Origin of the sequence: Nocardia sp. AB354 (assembly GCF_049538315.1) — a bacterium.
Lineage (GTDB): Bacteria > Actinomycetota > Actinomycetes > Mycobacteriales > Mycobacteriaceae > Nocardia > Nocardia nova.
On sequence record NZ_JBMVFU010000013.1, the window covers coordinates 130,146 to 132,648 of the forward strand.

The following is a 2,503-nucleotide window of genomic DNA, read 5'->3' on the forward strand; positions in this document are numbered from 1 at the left end:
ACGCCGCCGCTTCCTAGGGTGAGCTCATGCCTTCCATTACCGATCCCGAAGTGCGGGAATTCCTCGCCGCCGGAACCCGTACCGGCAAACTGGCTCTGGTCGCCTCCGACGGCCGCCCGATCGTCAATCCGGTGTGGTTCATCCTCGACGGCGACGACCTGGTCTTCAACACCGGCAAAACCACCGCCAAGGGCAAGGCGCTGGCTCGCGACCCCCGCGTCGCCCTCTGCGTGGACCTGGACGAACCGCCGTACGCCTATTTCCAGGTGCAGGGCGTCGCCACCCTCTCCGAGGATCCTGCCGAACTCCTGCGCACCGCGACCGCCATCGCCGCGCGGTACATGGGCCCGGACCGCGCCGAGGAATTCGGCACCCGCAACGCCGTCCCCGGTGAGCTGGTCGTGCGGGTACGCCCGGACAAGATCCTCGGGGGGCTGAACATGACCGGATAGCCGGCCGGGGGCGGGGAAGAACCGGCGAATCGAGCGCGGGAGCTGTCCCTGCGAACGGCACCGAGACCGCCCGCGGGCTACCGAACACCGCCGTCGAGCAGGACGGCCGCGTCGTTGAAAAAGCTTGCACTGCAACAAGTTCTACACGCGGCGCAGCTGCTCGCTCCGCACCTCCACTGTGGGTGTGTGGCGCGAGGACCACCCATCCTTCGGTTCCACCGTTTCGAATGCACGCCGTGGGACAATGGGGCGACCATGAAGACGAGGTGAGGAGCTGAGGTGACAGCCTTTTCGTATCCGCAACGGCTGCTGACGCTCTCCGATTTCGTGGCGCTCCCCGAAGACGACCGGCATCGCTGGGAGTTGCAGGAGGGGGCACTCGTCGTGTCGCCGTCACCGACACCGGCGCACAATATCGCCGGCGCGCAACTGTATATGCAGTTGTTCGCGCAGCTGCCGGACGATCTGGTGGCCGTGCCGGACGTCGACGTCGATCTGGGGTTGGTCCCGCCGGACGAACCCGCCACCGTCAGGCGACCGGATCTGATCGTCGTGACGCGTGCCGAACTGGAACGAGTCCGTACCTCCGGCGGCATTCTTCGCACGTCGGAAGCGGTGCTCGTCGTCGAAATCGTTTCCCCGGGCTCGCATCGCACCGATACGGTGACCAAGCGCAGCGAATACGCCGAAGCCGGCATCGCGCACTACTGGATCATCGACCTCAACGAGCCGCTGAGCCTGTTGGTATTCCGGCTCACCGAAGAACTCGGGTATGTGGACGAAGGCGAAGCGACCGGAACGTTCCGGACCACGTCGCCCTGCCCGCTCACCATCGAGCTCGGGCGGCTGGGCTGAGGGTTGCGGGATCGGGCGGGCACCTAGACTCCGGGCATGACCGTGCATTTCATCGGAGCGGGTCCCGGGGCGGCCGATCTACTCACGCTGCGGGCGGTGGCGCTGCTGCGGGAATCTCCGGTGTGCCTGTATGCCGGGACGTATCTGGATCCCGAGGTGCTGGCGCATTGCGCGCCGGAGGCGGAGTTGATCGATACCCAGGGGCTGGATCTGGACGAGATCGTCGCGCACTGTGCGCGGGCCGACGCCGAGGGTAAGGATGTGGCCCGGCTGTGTTCGGGGGATCCGTCGATCTATTCGGCGCTGACCGAGCAGGCGCGGCGGCTCGACGGGCTGGGTATCTCCTGGGATGTGACGCCCGGGGTCCCGGCGTATGCGGCGGCGGCCGCGGTCCTGGGCAGCGAGCTGACGGTGCCGGAGGTGGCGCAGTCGGTGGTGCTGACGCGGACGCAGGCGCGCTCGACCGCGATGCCCGAGTCCGAGGCGCTGGCGAATTTCGCGCGGACCCGGGCCAGTCTGGTGCTGCATCTGGCGATCACGCGGATTCGCGAGCTGGCCGCTGAGCTGGCGCAGGAGTACGGCGCCGATTGCCCGGCCGTGGTGGTCTACCGGGCCAGTCAGCCGCAGCAGCGGATTCTGCGCGGGACGCTCGCCGATATCGCCGGCCAGGTCGAGGCGGCCGGACTGCGGCAGGCCGCGGTGGTCCTGGTCGGGCGCGCCCTGACTCCGGCGCTCGACTGTGCGCAATCCCATCTGTACGACCCCGGACGGGAGCGGCACCCGGTATCCGGGCCCGGCGCGTGACCCCCTCGCGCACCGCGATTTCGGTCACTCGGGACGGGCGATTCCCGGTAGGTTCCCAGCAGCGGATCGAACGTCGAGGTGGCGGGGACAACGGAGTGCAGTGGTGATGTCGGAGCGCTATCGCCCTTCTTGGCTGATTGTCGGTACCTGGCGGTAGATTGGTTCGGTGTTCATCAGCGAATCTCGAAACGAGGCCGATCCGTGGCCGGTGGGTGTGGTCGGGCCCATGTAACAAGATCGGCCCGACGGACGGATAGGTCCTATGAACATTTTTGTCTGATTGCAATCGAAGTGAGCCCCGAATGCCGGACGCCACGCTCGGATGAGGTGAGCGTCGGCATCGGTGTGCCATCGGGGAGCGCTGCGTGGCGTTCCGGAAGCGAGGTTACGGG

3 protein-coding genes are annotated in these 2,503 nt (G+C 67.4%); all 3 read left to right on the forward strand.

The genetic code is table 11. The features are described from left to right. Window positions 1–26: 26 nt before the first annotated feature. The 3 genes from ACPCUW_RS20055 (at window position 27) to cobM (ending at window position 2,111) form a co-directional block, all read left to right on the forward strand. The gene (locus ACPCUW_RS20055) at window positions 27–452 is read left to right on the forward strand and encodes a PPOX class F420-dependent oxidoreductase (protein WP_030517156.1); all 426 of its coding nucleotides are present in this window, start codon (window positions 27–29) and stop codon (window positions 450–452) included. 279 nt (window positions 453–731) lie between these two features. Next, a complete protein-coding gene (locus tag ACPCUW_RS20060; RefSeq protein ID WP_423426411.1) occupies window positions 732–1,307 on the forward strand; it encodes a Uma2 family endonuclease in 576 nt (191 codons plus the stop codon). Window positions 1,308–1,343: 36 nt separating this feature from the next. Next, the gene (gene cobM, locus ACPCUW_RS20065; RefSeq protein WP_104363675.1) at window positions 1,344–2,111 is read left to right on the forward strand and encodes a precorrin-4 C(11)-methyltransferase; all 768 of its coding nucleotides are present in this window, start codon (window positions 1,344–1,346) and stop codon (window positions 2,109–2,111) included. Window positions 2,112–2,503: the final 392 nt, after the last annotated feature.